Raw genomic sequence first — 14333 nt, 5'->3', positions numbered from 1 at the left:
CGCGTCCTCAGCTTGCCGGGTGCATCTCGGCCAGATGCATCTCGTCGTTGGTCGCGGAGTTCGGCTCGTAGGTCACCGAGGGCGACAGCGCCATGATGCCGGTCATGTGCGCCAGCACCGCGTCCCGCACGACGTTCTCGTTCTGGTAAGCCAGCGCCTCGGCGAACTTGGCCTGCCGGTCGGGTCCGGAAGCCAGCTCGGCCTCCTCGATCAGCGCGTCGAGTTCGGCGGTGCCGTAGCTGCTCTGCGCGCCATCGCTGCCGTAGATCTGGCCCATCGTGAACGCGGCGTCACCGGCCTGGTTGCCGTGTTGGGCCTGCAGCAGTGTCGGGCCGATGTCGGTGGGGAACGGCCGCAGCAGGTACTCCAGCCACGCGTTCACGTCGAGCATCTGGATTTCCACCTTGAGGCCGGCCTCGATCAGCGAGTTCTGCGCGACCTCCATGGCTTCGGCGGCCTTCGGGTAGATCCCGTTACGGCCGATGATCTTGATGGCGGTGTCGACCGGCACCCCGTCCGCACGGGCTTGCGCGATCAGCGATTTCGCCTTGGCCATATCGTGCGGCCAGGCAGCGATGTCCGGGTTGTGCCCGGTGACGCCCTCGGGGACGACCTGGCCCGCGGGCTGGCCGAGGCCGGAGAACACCGACGCGACCATGCCCTCCTTGTCGATGGCGTAGTTGATCGCCTGACGCACCCTGATGTCGTTCAGTGGCGCCTTGGTCGCGTCCATCCGCAGGTAGGAGGTCTCGTTGTTGGGGTACTCGACAGCCCGGTCGCCCGCGCCATCGGCCGGTGCGAGCCCGACGGCGATGTCGGCCTCACCGCTGGAGACCATGGCGGCCCGGATGCTGCCCTCGGAGCGCCACACGTACTCGGCTGTGGGGAACGGCGGGGCCTCACCCCAGTAACCGTCGAAGGCGGTAAGCCGCAGGTTCACGCCCTGGTTCCACTGCTCGATCCGGTAAGGCCCGGTGCCGACCGGCTGCCGCACCTTCGCCTCGGCGTCGGTACTGGTGGGCACGACCTCCACAAAGGACAGCCGGAGCGGGAGAATCGGGTCCGGTGTGGCCGTGGTGACCTCGACGGTGGTGTCGTCGACGGCGGTCGCGGTGAGTTCACTGTCGCCGAAGACGTATCCGTCGACGTTGCAGCCGATGTCGGAGTTGACCGTGCGCTCGATGGAGAACGCGGCCGCCTCGGCGGTGAGCGGCGTGCCGTCGTGGAACTTGACCCCTTCACGGAGCTTGAACGTCCAGGACGTCGGCTCGTTCTGCGCCCACTCGGTGGCGAGTTTCGGCTCCAGTTCACCGGTCTCGGGTACGCGCTCGGTGAGCGGCTCGGTGATGTTCGAGCGGGTCACCCGGCCGGTCGCGGTCAGCGAGGCGTCACACGGCTCGAGTGTCGGTGGTTCCTCGGGCAGCACGATCCGGACGGTGTCGGCCGCGGCGCCGGCCTCGGAACCACCGACCGAACAGGCGCCGGTCAGCAGTACAGCGCCGGTGACCACGATCGCGGCGACTCTCGGGACGGGGGACCTGCTGGTGTTCAGCACGCGCAGAGGGGACCTCATTGTTCCTCCTTGAACAAAAGGGCGGTACGCAGACTCGATGGCAGGAGCGTTTCGGGGACGTCCTGGAAGGTGACTGGCCGCTGGAACCGGCGGATCGCGGTCCAGCCGACGGAGGTGTGGGCACTGTCCGACGAGGCCGGGAAAGGCCCGCCGTGGGTCTGGGCTCCACTGACGCTGACGCCGGTCGGGTAGCCGTTGTGCACGATGCGACCCGCGAGCTCCACGAGTTCGAAGACCAGTGGTCCGAGCCGCTGATGGTCCTCGGCTTCGGAGTGGACGGTCGCGGTGAGCGAGCCGGGCAACAGGCGGGCCGCCTCGGCGAACTCGTCCTCGGAGTCGAGGTCGACCACCACGGCGAACGGGCCGAAGTGCTCCTCCAGCAGCGCGGGCTCCCGGCGCAGGTCGGCCAGGGTGGCGAGCACCAGTACCGGTGCGGCCCGCAGCCCCTTGCCGATCTCGGTGCGCGGCTTCGTCAGCACCTCGACTCCGGAGATCCGGGTGCCCGCCTCGAACGCGTCCTTGGTCGCCTGGTTCAGCAGGACACCCGGCTCCACCTCGTCGAGCAGGGCCGCGGTCCTGCTCGCGAACTCCTGGCCCTCGGTCGTGAGCACGATCCCCGGCTTGGTGCACAGCTGACCGGCACCGAAGGTCATCGAGTTCACGAATCCCTGGACGACGGCGTCCAGCCGTTCGCGGGCCGCGGCGGCCGTGACGAACATGGGGTTGAGGCTGCCCATCTCGGCGAACACCGGAATCGGCCGGGGCCGCTCGGCGGCGAGTGCGGTCAGTGCCCGGCCGCCGCCGAAGGATCCGGTGAAGCCGACCGCGCGCACCTCCGCAGCGGTGACCAGCGCCGAGCCGGTCTCGTTCCCGGCGCCCTGCAACAGGGCGAACGTGCCGGGGTGCAGACCGCACGCCGCGACCGCCTCGGCGACACACGCGCCGACGAGTTCACTCGTGCCGGGGTGCGAGGGGTGCGCCTTGACCAGCACCGGGCAGCCCGCGGCCAGTGCTGCCGCGGTGTCGCCGCCCGCGACGCTGAAGGCGAGTGGGAAGTTGGAGGCACCGAACACGGCGATCGGCCCGACCGGGATCAACACCCGCCGCAGGTCCGGGCGGGGCGGGGTGGCTTCCGGGTCGGCCTCGTCGTGCACCGGCTCGCCGTAGGTCTCGCGCTCCACGACGTCGGCGAAGCCGAGCAGCTGGTTGCGGGTTCGGGCGAGTTCGCCCTCGAGCCGCGTCGAGCTGATCCCGGTCTCAGCCTGCGCCGTTGCCAGTACGGTTTCGCGCGCGTCGCCGAGCCTGGTCGCGATCTCCCGCAGCAGCGCGGCCTGCCAGCGCTCGGGACGTTCCCGATTGGTCTCGAACGCGGTCCAGGCGAGCTTCGCCGCCTCGGCCACCTCATCCGGCCCGCAAGTGGTGAACTCCGGGCCCGTGGTGTCGCCGGTCGCCGGGTCGACCGCGCGGAACGCCGGGCCATTGCCGCGGTACTCGTTGCCGGCCACGAAGCCGACTCCCTGCGGCGCCCTCATGCGGCCGGCGCGGTGTCGATGGCGGCCATGCCCTGCTCGATGAGTTTCGCCAGCTCCGCGCGATGCTCGGGGGAGGCATCCATCAGCGGTGGCCGGACCGAGCCCGCCGAACGCCCCTGGATGTCGAGGCCGGCCTTGACCAGCGCGACGGCATAGCCGTTGGTGGTGTGCCGCAACTGCGCGAGCGGCACGTAGAACTCGCGCAGGAGGGTCTGCTGGAGGTCGTCGTCGCCGCGCTCGAAGGCGTCGAAGAAGGCGCGGGCGATCGCCGGCGCGAAGGCGAGGGTCGCCGAGGAGTACGCCCGGACACCGAGCGCCGCGTAGGCGCGGGCGAAGGTCTCCGCGGTGGGCATCCCGTTGAGCAACAGCAGCTTCCCGCCGGTGACCGTGTGGATGCGCTGCAACAGCTCGATGTCGCCGTGGCCGTCCTTGAAGGCCACCACCTGCTCGATCTCGGCCAGCTCGGCGACGGCTTCGGGCGTGAAGATCGCGGTGGAGCGCTGGTAGGGGATGACACCGAGGGAGGTGGCAGCGGCGATCTGGCGGTAGTGCTCGACCAGCCCGGAGGGCGGGCCGACCTGGAGGTAGGGCGGGAGGACGAGAACGCCGTCGGCGCCACCCTCCTCGGCGGAACGGGTGAACTCCACCGCGACGTGAGTGCCGCCGCCGACCCCCGCGAGTACGGGTACGGCGCCGTCGACGTGTGCGACCGCGGTCCGCACGATCCGCCGGTGCTCGGCGAGTGTCAGTGAGGCGAACTCACCGGTTCCGCACGCGACGAAGAGCGCGGCGGGTTTGGCCTCGAGCATCTCGGTGAGATGCTCCTCGAAGCGCGGAAGGTCCAGCTCACCCGACTCCCGGAACGGTGTGACGGGGAAGCCGAGGAGCCCGGTGAGGGAGTCGATCAGCTGCGGATGGGCCAGCGCCATGAAGAACCTCTTGTCTACGAGTGGAGACAACGTCTATCGTTGTAGACGGGAGTAAAGTCCCGGAGAGTTGAAACGTCAAGGGCACACTTGGGAGGAACTGGTGGCCGACACGGCTGATCCGCTGGACGGCGGGGGTGTGCGGAGCGTGAAATCCGCGGAGCGAACCATCGCTCTGCTGGAGTATCTCAGCGTGGCCGAGTCCTCTCGATCACTCCGGGAGGTCACCAGTGATCTGGCGATCCCGCGAGCGAGTGCTTACGCACTGTTGATGACGCTCGTACGGACGGGCTGGGTGGAGCACGACGACTCCGGCTCCCGGTTCCGGCTGGGGATCAGGGCGTTGCGGGCGGGTGCCGCGTACGTCGAACACGACGACGTCGTACAGCGCGCACAACCGGTGATGAACGACCTCTCCGACCAGCTCGGCGAGACCATCCACCTGGCGCGACTGGACGGCCACGAGATCGTCTACCTGGCGACCTGCATCTCCCGCCATTCGCTCGCCGTCGTCTCCCGGCCGGGCAGGCGGTTGCCCTGCTGGGCGACCGGGCTCGGTAAGGCGATTCTCGCCGGCCGCCCGTGGGGCGAGGTCGACGCACTACTGCCCGCGACCCTCGCGGCGCGGACCGAACACACGATCACCGACCGCACGGCCCTGCGCGAGGAACTGACGGAGATCGGCAGGCGCGGGAACGCCGTCGACGAACAGGAATCGACCCTCGGCCTGCGCTGTTTCGCGGTCCCGCTGGACTTCGGCGGCGCCGTGAATGAGGCGCTGAGCTGCTCGATCCCGATCGTCCGCCTCGATACGGCGAGAGAGAAGGTGATCGTCGACGCGCTGGCCCGTGCACGGGAACGGATCATTCACTGACCGCCAAGGGCAGGGGTGGACTCGGACAAACGGGTGAGGCCTGGACACGCGCAGTAATATGGATTTTCCCGCCGCCGACGCCGTCAGCGAGCCATGACCCGAGCATGCGAGGCGGCCACGCATGGGCCATCCCGGCGACACCGAACAGTCCGGACGACGGATCGAGCGCTCGGATGCGCACTTTCCGGAAGGCCCTGACGAAGCCGCCGACGCCTACCGGCTGCTGGTCCGGCCCTACGTGCTGACCAAGGGCAGAACGCAGACCAGCAAGCACTACGCGCTGGAAACGCTGATCACCACCCGGCCGGGGCCCGCATGGAACGGCGTCACGAGCAACGAACTGCAAACCGTGCGGGGGCTGTGCACGGAACCGCGGTCGGTGGCCGAGGTCGCCGCGTTGCTTTCGGTCCCGCTCGGGGTGGCGCGGGTGTTGATCGGCGACATGGACGATGCCGGGCTCATCGACGTGCACGCGAGCGTCGCGACGGCGGAGGGCAGGCCCGACCTGGACCTGATGCGCAGGGTACTGCGCGGCCTGCACGACCTGTGAGTCTCAGCGGGAGGTGAGCAGCAGCGCGTACTCGATGCGCAGGCGCCGCGCGATCGTCGCGGGCAGTTTGGGCAGGAAGTCAGCCGAGGCGGCGGGTACGGGTTCACCTGCGCTGACGGGCACGATGTGGCCCCGGTGCTCGATCCGGCCGTACCCCGCTGCCCGCAGGTTCTTCAGCCAGTCCCGATCCGGGCCGTAGGTCAGCAGCAGCGCGAAACCACCCTCCACGGGAAAGGCGTTCACCGGCGTTCGATAGGTACGCCCGGAACGCCGTCCGGTGTGCTCGATGATCGCGAAGCCGGGCAATCGCCCTGCCCAGAGCCGCTGGACCGGGTTGGTGACGTGCCGGTTGAACCTGGCCAGACCTTCGGGAAGCCGCATACCGAACAACGGTATCGCCGGCGTCCAGCCGGAGGGGTTGCCCCAAGAAGTGAATCAGTGGTTCACTTCTTGCGTGGCTTACCGGCGCACCCCCAAGGTCCAGGCTCGGCTGGACATCCAGCGAGCGGCAACCCTCGACGCCGCCGTCGAACTGCTGGCGGAGTGCGGTTACGCGGGCTGTTCGGTCAACGCCGTCGCGACCCGGGCCGAGATCGCGACGGGCAGCGTCTACAAGCACTTCCCGAACAAGGCCGAACTCGTCGCCGAACTGTTCCGGATCGTGGTCAGCCGTGAGGTCGCGGCGGTCGAGGCCGCCTCGCAGCGGGAGGGCGGCACCGCCGAACGGATCGTCGCCGTGTTCGAGACGTTCGCGCACCGCGCACTGAAGGCTCCCCGGCTGGCCTATGCCCTGCTCGCCGAACCGGTCGACGCACCAGTAGAGGCGGAGCGGCTCAGGTTCCGCAGGGCCTTCCGGGACATCGTCTCCGCCCGGATCGACGAGGGCATCGAAGCGGGCGTGCTGCCGCCGCAGGACTCGCAACTCACGGCAGCCGCGCTGGTCGGGGCTGCCGCAGAGGTCCTGATCGGCCCGCTCACCACCGGCGGGCCCGACGTCATCCCCGAACTGAGCACGCTGGCCCTTCGCACGCTAGGAGCAGTACATGCCTGACACCCATGAAGTAACCAACCAGGTGCCGCCGCTGACCGGCCACGACGTCGCCGACGATCCGGCGCTACTGGAGTCCCTGCACCGCGAGGGCGCGGGCTGGGCCGAGCCGGAGTTGCGCGAACTCGGCAGGCTGGCGGGCACCGAACAGGCACAGGAGTGGGGCAGGCTCGCCAACGAGAACCCGCCGGTGCTGCGCACGCACGACCGGTACGGGCACCGCGTCGACGAGGTCGAATTCCATCCGCACTGGCACGACCTGATGCGCGTCGCGGTCGGTCACGGCCTGCACGCCACGCCGTGGCAGCAGGATCGTGCGGGGGCGCACGTCGCCAGGGCCGCGAAGACGTACGTGTGGATGCAGGTCGAGTCCGGGCACGTCTGCCCGATCTCGATGACCTACGCGGCGGTACCCGCGCTGCGGCACAACCCGGAACTGGCCGGGAAATACGAGGAACTGCTGGCCGCGACCGAGTACGACTACGGACTGCGCGAGCCGAGCACCAAACGCGGACTGATCGCGGGCATGTCGATGACCGAGAAGCAGGGCGGCTCCGACGTGCGGGCGAACACCACCACGGCCCGGCCTGCCGCCGACGGTAGCTATGTCATCACCGGGCACAAGTGGTTCACCTCGGCGCCGATGTCGGACATGTTCCTGACCCTGGCGCAGGCTCCAGGTGGACTCTCCTGCTTCGTGTTGCCCCGGGTGCTGCCGGACGGCACGCGCAACAGACTGCGGTTGCAGCGGTTGAAGAACAAGCTCGGCAACCGATCCAACGCGTCGGCCGAACTCGAGTACGACGGCGCGGTCGGCTGGCTGGTCGGCGAGGAGGGTCGTGGCGTCCGCACGATCATCGACATGGTTAACAACACCCGGCTCGACTGCGCGGTCGGTGCCGCGGCAGGCATGCACTTCGGCGTCACGCAGGCCGTGCATCACGCGACGCACCGGCAGGCGTTCGGCAAGAATCTCGTGGACCAGCCGTTGATGGCGAACGTGCTGGCCGACCTGGCGATCGAGGCCGAGGCGGCCACGACAGTCGGGCTCCGCCTCGCCGGTGCCACCGACCGCGCGAACGCCGGCGACGAGCAGGAAGAGTTGTTCCGCAGGCTCGGGCTGGCGGTGACCAAGTACTGGGTGTGCAAGCGTGCGCCGGCACACGCGGCCGAAGCGCTGGAGTGCCTGGGCGGCAACGGTTACGTCGAGGAGTCCGGAATGCCAAGGCTGTACCGCGAGGCACCACTGGCCTCGATCTGGGAGGGTTCGGGCAATGTCGCGGCGCTGGACTCGTTGCGCGCGATGGCGAAGCAGCCAGAAACGATCGAGGCGTACTTCGCCGAGGTGGATCTCGCGGCTGGCGCGGATGCCCGGCTGGATGACGCCACCGCTCGACTGCGCAAAGAGCTGTCTAATTTGGACGATATCGAGTACAGGGCCCGCAGGCTGGTCGAGACGTTCGCGCTCGTACTGCAGGGATCGTTGCTGGTGCGGCACGGGAACAAGGCCGTCGCCGACGCGTTCTGCGCGTCCCGTTTCGGTGGGGACTGGGGCGTCGCCTTCGGCACCCTGCCGTCCGGCGTGGACACCGGGTCGATCATCGACCGGGCACGGGTGCGGCGGTGAGTCAGCCAGTTCGGATCGAGACCGACGACGGTGTTCGGTCGATCATTCTGGCCAGGCCCGAGCAGTACAACACGATCACGCCGGAACTACGGGACGCGCTGTCCGCCGCGATCGACGACGCGGACGCCGACCCCGCGGTGCGGGTGATGCTGCTGCGAGCCGACGGTCCCGCGTTCTGCGCGGGCTACGGGCTGGACTGGGCGACCGAGTATCAGGCGGGCGCCGAGGCCGAGCAGGTGTGGGACTCGGCGAAGGACTACCGGATGATGTCCGGGTTCGTCGATACCTACCTCAAGTTCTGGTACGCGGCGAAACCGACCATCGCGGCGGTACAGGGCTGGTGCATCGCGGGCGGCACGGACATGGTGCTGTGCACTGATCTGATCGTGGCCGGCGAGAACGCCGTCTTCGGGTATCCGCCATCGCGGGTGTGGGGCACGCCGACCACCGCGATGTGGGTGTACCGGATGGGTTTCGAAAAAGCGAAGCGGTATCTGCTCACCGGGGACGAGATACCGGCACGGACGGCAGCCGAGATCGGTCTGATCGGTGAATGCGTCCCGGACGATCGGCTGACCGAGCACGCGTTCGGGCTGGCCGAGCGGATGGCGAAGTTGCCGGGAAACCAGCTGGAGATGCTGAAGCTGCTGTGTAACCAGACCGTGGAGAACATGGGTTTCGCGTCCTCGCGCACGCTGGGTACGTTCCTCGACGGGGTCGCCAGGCACACCGGCGAGGGACAGGCATTCGTCTCTCGCGCCGGACAGGTCGGGTTCCGGCAGGCGGTGCGCGAACGCGACGAGCCCTTCGGCGACTACGGCTCCCGCCCCCGTGAGGAGAACCGATGACCGTACGTGTGGAGCACTCGGGGCCGATCACCACCGTGATCCTTGCCCAGCCGGAGAAGCGCAACGCCGTCGACGGCCCGACCGCCGTAGCGCTGGCAGAGGCGTTCCGCGCCTTCGACGCCGATGACGACGCCGCGGTCGCCGTCCTGTGGGGCGAGGGCGGAACCTTCTGCGCGGGGGCCGACCTCAAGTCGGTGGGCACCGGCAACGGCAACCAGCTGAACGAGGACATCGACGGCGACGGTCCGATGGGACCGACCAGAATGCGCCTGTCCAAGCCGGTGATCGCCGCGATCTCCGGGCACGCCGTGGCTGGCGGGCTGGAGCTGGCGGCCTGGTGCGATCTGCGAGTGGCCGAGGAGGACGCGGTGCTCGGTGTGTTCTGCCGCCGCTGGGGCGTCCCGCTGATCGACGGCGGGACCGTCCGGCTGCCCCGGCTGATCGGGCAGAGCAGGGCGATGGACCTGATCCTCACCGGCAGGCCGGTCGACGCGGCGGAGGCGCACGCGATGGGCCTGGTGAACCGGGTCGTCCCGCCCGGTCAGGCCAGAACCGCGGCCGAGGAACTGGCCGCCGGCCTAGCCCGGTTCCCGCAAACCTGCATGCGGCAGGACCGGCTGTCGGTGCTGGAACAGGACGGCCTGGACGAGCGGGCAGCGCTGGAGAGCGAGTTCCGGCACGGGCTGGTTTCGCTGACCACCGACAGTCTCGAAGGTGCACAACGATTCGCCTCCGGCGCGGGCAGGCACGGAGACTTCGGGACGATCTGAGTCTGGCTCGCCGCGCGGGGACGCTCTAGTAGCCGAAGACCTGGGTCCAGTACCAGCCGTCAGGCGCCACACCGACGCCGATGGTGGTCAGGTCGCAGTTGAGGATGTTCTGCCGGTGCCCAGGTGACTCCATCCACATCCGCATGACCTCCTCGGCGTCGGAGGGTCCCCTGGCGATGTTCTCCGCTCCCGGCGAGGGATATCCGGCGCTACGGGCGCGATCCGCGAAGTTCCCGCCCTCCGGACTGGTGTGGGAGAAGTAGCCGCGGGCCGACATGTCGTCACTGTGGCCCTGTGCGGCAGTGGTGAGCCTGCTGTCGGTGCGTACCGAGTCGCACCCGGCCCGCTGCCGGACGTAGTTCACCAGCTCGACCACGCGTGCGGCCTTGCTGTCGTCGCGTGCGGTGCGAGGCGGGGTGTGCCGCGGCTTTTCCGAGGTGGTCTCGTTGCGCGTGGCAGGCGGATCGGTGGTTGTCTGCTGTTCCGCTGCCGCTGCCGCGGCACTGGTGCTGGTGTCTGGGGCCTTCGAGGAGGTCGTGCTGTCCGCTGAGCCGCTGGCGGTCGTGGGCGGCTCCTGGTCCTTGGCGGACTCGCTGCTGGTCGTGGCGGACGTGTGCGGCGTACCCGACGTGACCTCGATCTTCGTGCCGGAAGTGGTCGAAGTCGGTGCCGGTCCGGCGAATCCGCCGTTCGGTGGCGGGGAGGCGATGAGCAGAGCCGCCCCGGCGTTCTCCGGTGCTTCTCCGGAGGGACCTCCGAGGAAGTACTGGCCGCTCGCGGCGAAGGCCACGCCGAGAACGACGCTGAAGGCCACGAGCAAAGGCTTACGGTTCGGTCTCGGAGAGGGCACGAAGCGGCAAATTACCACCGAAGAGTGAAGCCCGAAAGGCTACTTCAGTACTTTAAGTTGCTGGCTCGCTCACTTTTGCCGCGATCGTGGCTTACGGTTCGGGTCAACTATCACGCTTCGTGTTGACGCGATCGAAGTTGAGGTACGCCTTGCTCTGGGTCGGGCCACGCTGGCCCTGGTAGCGGGAGCCCGCCCGCGCCGAACCGTAAGGGTGCTCGGCGGCGCTGGAGAGACGGAAGAGGCAGAGCTGGCCGATCTTCATGCCGGGCCACAACGTGATCGGCAGGTTTGCCACGTTAGACAGCTCCAGGGTGATGTGCCCGGAGAAGCCGGGGTCGATGAACCCGGCGGTCGAATGGGTGAGCAGACCGAGGCGGCCGAGGGAAGATTTGCCCTCGAGGCGGCCTGCGAGATCGTCGGGCAGGGTGAACAGCTCGAATGTGGAGCCGAGGACGAACTCGCCGGGATGCAGGACGAACGGCTCCTCGTCGCCACCCTTCTCGATCAGCGACGTCAGCTCGTCCTGCTGCAGGGAGGGGTCGATATGGGTGTACTTCGTGTTGTCGAAGACCCGGAAGAAGCGATCCAGCCGGACGTCGATGCTGGACGGTTGCAGCATATTGGGCGTGAAGGGGTCGACCCCGAGTCGTCCGGAGTCGAGCTCTTTGGCGAGGTCCCGGTCACTGAGCAGCACCCGGTCAGCCTAACCGCCCAGTTCAGGCGGCCGAGCGGGGAGGCACGCGCATGTGCGAGGCGTAAGTGGTGTCGGGGCGGAAGATGCGGCCGAGCCGCCGGACGTACTGCTGCCGGCCGACCGCACCGAGGCGTTCCTGCAGCGCGGTCGCGCCGGGAACGCGCTGGCGGACGGTTTCGGCTGCGAAGTTGACGGCGGCGACGGCGAGCACCGCCGCCTGGGCGACAGGGTCGTTCGGCAGCTCGAGGAAGTCGGCGTTGGTGCGGCCGAGGACGAGCCTGCTGATTGAGGAGTGCACGCGGACGGACACGTGGGAAACCACGACGCCGAAAGGGCCGCGCCCTTCGCCGACGGCGGCATGCGCCTTGACCAGCGCGGCGGCGAGGCGTTTCGAGTCGTCGTCGGGGATGAACTCAGTGGCGGCGAGCAGCCAGAGCATCCGCCAGGCGTCCTCCTCGTCGGCGGGGAGCAGTTCGTCGGAAATGCCGAGCAACCAGCCGACGTAGCGCCACAGGTGCAGGATGTCCGCGCGTTCACGTTCGGTGTAGCGGACGCCGAGCAGTTGGGTGCCGAGGACGAAGACCTGGGAGAAGAGCAGCAGGGTGCCGGTGGTTTGCACCTGGTTGATCGGGCGATCCCAGGCTGCGTAGTCCCAGTCGGCACGACGGTTCATCGCGGCGCGGACGTGGGCGTGCACCAGCCGCACGCGCAGAGCGGAGGCGTACCCACGCTCGCCGCGCAGGAGGGCGCCCTCGGTGGTGACGTGGATCCACCAGGTGGCCGTTTCGACCAGCCGTTTGCCGGCCATGTACTCGATCTCCCCGGTACCGACCAGGGACTTCGTGGCGCGGGATGCGAGGTAGCCGCCCATCAGCGACATGTCGGCAAGGGGGAAGAGGCCGAGCAACCCGGTGCGGGTGATGGCCCTGGCGCCGCGCGCGAGCCGATCCTCGTCGACCCAATAGGGGGTCGCCTCGACCGAACGGAAGAAGGCGACGAGCTCGGCGGGCGGGTCATCGAGGGTGTCGATGCCGTCAGCGAGGGCCTGCTCGAACAACTCCCGCCCCCGGCCGGCGGGCAGGGCCTGCATCATGGCGACCACAGCGTCGGCCAGCGGGTCCTCCTGCTGGGCGAACTCGCGGACGCGCCGAAGCTGGTGCGGGTCAACGCGAATATCGCCGGGAAAGAAGAGCTTCGCGGCGAGGCGCAGCCCGCCCTGCCGGAACAGCTCCGGGTCTTGCAGGCGCTCGTCGGAGACCTTGTCGCTCATACTTACCCACCTCGCGCAACGGCGTAGACAACAAGTGTTGTCACTTCGGCGCGGCCACGTCAAGGGGAGGGCACCGGGAAGCCTCTTGCAGGGGCGCGAGCGGGCCATAGTATGCTGTCGACTCGCTGCGGATGTAGTTCAATGGTAGAACATCAGCTTCCCAAGCTGAATACGCGGGTTCGATTCCCGTCATCCGCTCCAAAGCATGTTTTGGCAGTTCAGAAGGGGTGCTTCCCGATCGCGGGAAGCACCCCTTCTGCCATTTCACGGCGAGTTCCAACAACATCCCAGCAACATCAGTCGCCGGTTTGCTCGTCATCAATATCGCCGTGCACACTGCCTCAGTCGACAGGCCCGTCAGCGTGTGACAACAGCTCCAGATCGACCACCACCTGAGCAGTAGAGCCATCGTCCGCGTGCCCCAGCCACACCGGATAGCTGCCATCTCCCATACCGCAGCTCACGACAACGACATTCCGTCCTGATTCGTCAGCGATCGACGCCCACTGTTCCTTCAGCACCTGCGTCACCATGAGGTCGACACGAGAAGGATCAGCTTGGTGGTCGATAAGAAACGGTGCGATCGCCTCATCCATAAAGCACGCCTGACCGCCGTCGACCCCGAACGACCGCGCGGGAACGCCCTCCTGCTCGCTCGGCCATGCAGGCTCCCAAGCCGTGACTTGGGCAGCCGACACGAGCACACGAGCCGCAGTTACCAGCACAGAACGCAGACGCGGGTCATTCTGTGGCATGTGCACGACCGACAACTCGACCGGGTACACACCCGGCGAAAGCTGCGTTGCGACGAAGCCTGAGAAGTCGCGCTGCAGCCAGCCCGGGTCACAGACGACAAGCCGTCCCGTCGTAAGCCTGACAGCGCCAGCCTCCATAATGCCGAGCTTCGTCACACGGCCATCCGGCCACCGATGCATCGTGCCAGCGGCGAATAGTTGCTCTAGCGACGGCTCCCACATGCTGAGGCACCTCCAAGATCCTGAGTTGGCGAGGAGTGTAAACCGGCCCTCATTGGGCCGTCAGAAGTTGGGCTAACGCGAGAATGGCGAGAACCGTCGGAGGTGTTCGACCAGTTCACACAGTAGCGAGGGATTCGAACCCCACAGCAACATGCCCCAGTCAAAGATGGTCAACGAGGGCGCCTCGCGAACATGCTCGAGCGCAGGTCAGCAGCACTTTCCAGGCTCGTCGCCCTGGTTTCCAGCTGGATACGCGGGTTCGATTCCCGTCATCCGCTCCAACACGAAAGCCCGAACTCAGCAGTCGTCCACTGTAGACCTGGGGCTTTCGTCGTTCTAGAACATCCACGGATTTGGCTCCCCCGGAACAACGCGCTACCTGGCAATGCACGCGAGCTGGGACGGACTGACCATCGTCGGTAGCGAGATCGCCACTGGCCCTACGTTTGGTGACCATGCGAGTCGCAAACGCCCAGCTCCCGCCCATCCAGGACAGCGACGACAAGATTTTCACCACGCCGCACGCGGTGATCATGCTCGACGGCGCATCCGCCTTCGTCCCAGTCCCCGTGCCCGCCAACACCTACGCCGACCGGCTCGGTAAGCACCTCCGCGACAGCCTCCAAGCCTGGCCTGACGCTGACCTACGCGCCACACTCGCCGGAGCCTGGCCGTGGCATCGTGATTTGGCCCCGGTTCGGCACCGCTATCGGGCCCCACCGATCGGGCGAATTCCTGCTCGTGGTGTGCGAGTCGGCGGGTCGAGTTGAGGGTCCTGGGTGGACAGTGCCGGT

Annotated in this window: 15 protein-coding genes and 1 tRNA gene; 8 read left to right on the top strand and 8 right to left on the bottom strand. The window is 68.1% G+C overall.

Going from position 1 to position 14333, the window contains the following annotated elements:
• Positions 1 to 7: 7 nt before the first annotated feature.
• The 3 genes from D0C15_RS24990 to D0C15_RS24980 are packed head-to-tail and all read right to left on the bottom strand — an operon-like array spanning position 8 to position 4064.
• On the bottom strand, positions 8 to 1573 hold the full coding sequence (locus D0C15_RS24990; RefSeq protein WP_116050059.1) for an ABC transporter substrate-binding protein: 1566 nt from the start codon (positions 1571 to 1573) through the stop codon (positions 8 to 10).
• The gene (locus D0C15_RS24985; RefSeq protein WP_162830251.1) at positions 1570 to 3078 is read right to left on the bottom strand and encodes an aldehyde dehydrogenase (NADP(+)); all 1509 of its coding nucleotides are present in this window, start codon (positions 3076 to 3078) and stop codon (positions 1570 to 1572) included. Before D0C15_RS24985 ends, D0C15_RS24990 begins: the two co-directional genes overlap by 4 nt.
• 23 nt (positions 3079 to 3101) lie before the next feature.
• Positions 3102 to 4064 (bottom strand): 5-dehydro-4-deoxyglucarate dehydratase, encoded by a 963-nt coding sequence (locus D0C15_RS24980; protein WP_245976209.1) that lies wholly within the window; start codon positions 4062 to 4064, stop codon positions 3102 to 3104.
• Between the two features lie 70 nt (positions 4065 to 4134).
• Here D0C15_RS24980 and D0C15_RS24975 point away from each other — a divergent pair, with 70 nt between their 5' ends.
• The gene (locus tag D0C15_RS24975) at positions 4135 to 4905 is read left to right on the top strand and encodes an IclR family transcriptional regulator (RefSeq protein WP_245976208.1); all 771 of its coding nucleotides are present in this window, start codon (positions 4135 to 4137) and stop codon (positions 4903 to 4905) included.
• Positions 4906 to 5026: 121 nt separating this feature from the next.
• The gene (locus D0C15_RS24970) at positions 5027 to 5455 is read left to right on the top strand and encodes a DUF742 domain-containing protein (RefSeq protein WP_116050052.1); all 429 of its coding nucleotides are present in this window, start codon (positions 5027 to 5029) and stop codon (positions 5453 to 5455) included.
• Positions 5456 to 5458: 3 nt separating this feature from the next.
• Here D0C15_RS24970 and D0C15_RS24965 read toward each other — a convergent pair whose 3' ends face one another.
• A complete protein-coding gene (locus D0C15_RS24965; RefSeq protein ID WP_116050050.1) occupies positions 5459 to 5836 on the bottom strand; it encodes a nitroreductase family deazaflavin-dependent oxidoreductase in 378 nt (125 codons plus the stop codon).
• A gap of 73 nt (positions 5837 to 5909) precedes the next feature.
• Here D0C15_RS24965 and D0C15_RS24960 point away from each other — a divergent pair, with 73 nt between their 5' ends.
• The 4 genes from D0C15_RS24960 to D0C15_RS24945 are packed head-to-tail and all read left to right on the top strand — an operon-like array spanning position 5910 to position 9748.
• Positions 5910 to 6506 (top strand): TetR/AcrR family transcriptional regulator, encoded by a 597-nt coding sequence (locus tag D0C15_RS24960; protein ID WP_116050048.1) that lies wholly within the window; start codon positions 5910 to 5912, stop codon positions 6504 to 6506.
• On the top strand, positions 6499 to 8130 hold the full coding sequence (locus tag D0C15_RS24955; RefSeq protein WP_116050045.1) for an acyl-CoA dehydrogenase family protein: 1632 nt from the start codon (positions 6499 to 6501) through the stop codon (positions 8128 to 8130). The genes D0C15_RS24960 and D0C15_RS24955 overlap by 8 nt, the downstream gene beginning before the upstream one ends.
• Positions 8127 to 8978, top strand: a complete 852-nt coding sequence (locus D0C15_RS24950) for a crotonase/enoyl-CoA hydratase family protein (protein WP_116050042.1) — start codon at positions 8127 to 8129, stop codon at positions 8976 to 8978. The genes D0C15_RS24955 and D0C15_RS24950 overlap by 4 nt, the downstream gene beginning before the upstream one ends.
• Positions 8975 to 9748 (top strand): crotonase/enoyl-CoA hydratase family protein, encoded by a 774-nt coding sequence (locus D0C15_RS24945; protein WP_116050040.1) that lies wholly within the window; start codon positions 8975 to 8977, stop codon positions 9746 to 9748. Before D0C15_RS24950 ends, D0C15_RS24945 begins: the two co-directional genes overlap by 4 nt.
• A gap of 25 nt (positions 9749 to 9773) precedes the next feature.
• On the opposite strand, the gene D0C15_RS24940 is transcribed toward D0C15_RS24945, so the two are convergent.
• The 3 genes from D0C15_RS24940 to D0C15_RS24930 form a co-directional block, all read right to left on the bottom strand.
• Complete coding sequence (locus tag D0C15_RS24940; protein ID WP_116050037.1) at positions 9774 to 10562, bottom strand: CAP domain-containing protein; 789 nt, start codon at positions 10560 to 10562, stop codon at positions 9774 to 9776.
• A gap of 139 nt (positions 10563 to 10701) precedes the next feature.
• On the bottom strand, positions 10702 to 11292 hold the full coding sequence (gene dcd, locus D0C15_RS24935; protein ID WP_116050034.1) for a dCTP deaminase: 591 nt from the start codon (positions 11290 to 11292) through the stop codon (positions 10702 to 10704).
• Positions 11293 to 11314: 22 nt separating this feature from the next.
• Positions 11315 to 12562, bottom strand: a complete 1248-nt coding sequence (locus tag D0C15_RS24930; protein WP_116050031.1) for an oxygenase MpaB family protein — start codon at positions 12560 to 12562, stop codon at positions 11315 to 11317.
• Positions 12563 to 12689: 127 nt separating this feature from the next.
• On the opposite strand from D0C15_RS24930, the gene D0C15_RS24925 reads away from it, so the two are divergent.
• Positions 12690 to 12763, top strand: a tRNA-Gly gene (locus tag D0C15_RS24925).
• Positions 12764 to 12903: 140 nt separating this feature from the next.
• On the opposite strand, the gene D0C15_RS24920 is transcribed toward D0C15_RS24925, so the two are convergent.
• Positions 12904 to 13473, bottom strand: coding sequence for a DUF4241 domain-containing protein (locus D0C15_RS24920; RefSeq protein ID WP_162830250.1), 570 nt, complete (start codon positions 13471 to 13473; stop codon positions 12904 to 12906).
• Positions 13474 to 13994: 521 nt separating this feature from the next.
• On the opposite strand from D0C15_RS24920, the gene D0C15_RS24915 reads away from it, so the two are divergent.
• Positions 13995 to 14309 (top strand): hypothetical protein, encoded by a 315-nt coding sequence (locus tag D0C15_RS24915; RefSeq protein WP_116050025.1) that lies wholly within the window; start codon positions 13995 to 13997, stop codon positions 14307 to 14309.
• Positions 14310 to 14333 lie beyond the last annotated feature (24 nt).

Origin of the sequence: Amycolatopsis palatopharyngis (assembly GCF_003385185.1) — a bacterium.
GTDB classification, from domain to species: domain Bacteria; phylum Actinomycetota; class Actinomycetes; order Mycobacteriales; family Pseudonocardiaceae; genus Amycolatopsis; species Amycolatopsis palatopharyngis.
The sequence above is the reverse complement of the archived record's forward strand: the minus strand, read 5'-3'. Positions and strand labels throughout refer to the sequence as shown.